General features: G+C 59.6%; 1 protein-coding gene. It reads left to right on the top strand.

Translation table 11 applies throughout. The features are described from left to right. The first annotated feature begins 13 nt into the window (after positions 1-13). A complete protein-coding gene (locus AX750_RS12635) occupies positions 14-1,405 on the top strand; it encodes a porin (RefSeq protein ID WP_066734808.1) in 1,392 nt (463 codons plus the stop codon). Positions 1,406-1,706: the final 301 nt, after the last annotated feature.

Here is a 1,706-nt window from a genome sequence, read left to right as displayed (position 1 = left end):
TTGGAGGTTACCAATGAAGCTCGTTAAGAGCCTCCTCCTCGGTTCCGCCGCCGGCATCGCCGCGGTCGCCGGGGCTCACGCTGCCGATCTTCCCTCGCGGAAGGCCGCTCCCGTCGAATACGTCCGCGTCTGCTCTGCTTACGGCGCTGGCTTCTTCTACATCCCCGGCACCGACACCTGCCTCCGCGTTGGTGGTCGTGTCCGCGCCGAGTACTCGGTCGGTGATCGCTTCGGTGAGGGGGCTGACGCCTATGGCACCCGCGCCCGCGGCCGTCTCAACATCGACGCCCGCACGGCAACTGCCTACGGCACGCTGCGCACGTTCTTTCGTTATGAGCTGAGCAACAACAGTGGTAATTACGTTGGAGGGGTTAACTTCAATCCGGGCATCAATCTCCCGGGCCAGGCTCGGAACACGTCGCCTGCTACTACGGATATTCTTGACCTCGCATTCATTCAGTTCGGCCCGATCACCGCTGGTCGTGCTCAGTCGTTCTTCGATTTCTACGCGAACGACTATACCTTTACGGTGGTCCGCACGGCTGACGCTCGCTTGAACTTGCTCGCCTACACAGCCACATTTGGTTCGGGCTTTTCTGGTACGATCTCTCTTGAAGATCGAGCATCTACTGTGGTGCCTGGTCTTGGGCTTCGCGAGAACCCGGTCATCAGCCCCGCTGGTGTTGGATCTAGGATCCTTGGCCAGGACTTCCCGGATCTCGTCGCTTCGCTGCGCGTCGACCAGGGTTGGGGTTCTGCTCAGTTGTCGGGTGCTTTGTCCCAGCGCAACATCTCCAACACCGGCCCGGGCTTCACCTCTTCGAATGACGAGCTTGGCTTCGCCGTTCAGGCGGGCGTGAAGATCAACCTGCCGATGCTTGCTGCCGGTGACGTCTTGTTCTTGCAGGCTGCTTACGCTGACGGCGCCCTTGGCTACCTCGGTTGGTTTTCGCAGTTTGGTTCGGGTCGTCAACTTACTGCGACGCCTGCGACGCAGCTCACGATCGGTGATTTCGGTGTTGACGGCTTCGGTAACGTCCGTTCGGCCACTGGCTTCTCGCTTCTCGCCGCTCTGCGTCACTTCTGGACCCCGCAGCTTCGTTCGGAGTTCGCGGTTTCGTACTCGGAACTTCAGCTGGACTATGTTGTTGCCGGTCAGACGGTTCCGGGTATCGTTGCCCGACCGCTTGATCCCAAGGAAGCCATTGTCGCAGCCAGCCTGATCTGGTCGCCCGTTTCTGGCCTCGATATCGGCGTGGAAGTTCTCTACAGCCGCACCGAGCTCCGTCAGCCTGTGCTGGCCGCCAACAATGCTGGCACGCGCGTCCCGCTTGCAGCCGGTGGCCGTCTGGTCAAGAGCGACGACGCCTTCGCTGGCCGTCTGCGCATCCAGCGCGACTTCTGATCGGTTTCCGATCCCAGTCACAGAGAGCCCCGGGGAAACCCGGGGCTTTTCTTGTAGACGCCGCGCTATCTGCTGTGGTCTGGGTCAGCCTGGTTCATCTCCGATCGTCGGGATCACTTAGTCTGCCGTGAGGATGGTCCGATACGCATTTCCCGTTTCTGCAGACCAGCCTTACAATCGTATGTGATGTTCCAATACATGTGGCTTCATAAACTTGATTTTCGCCCACCGGCGGCAGTCTCTTGATGGGGCTCCGTGGGCATTTCTACATTAATACACGCTAAGGGAATTTGAAGTTGTT

This window comes from Methylobacterium sp. CCH7-A2 (genome assembly GCF_001557075.1).
Taxonomy (GTDB): Bacteria; Pseudomonadota; Alphaproteobacteria; order Rhizobiales; family Beijerinckiaceae; genus Allobosea; species Allobosea massiliensis.
This window is presented reverse-complemented; position numbering and strand designations above follow the sequence as displayed.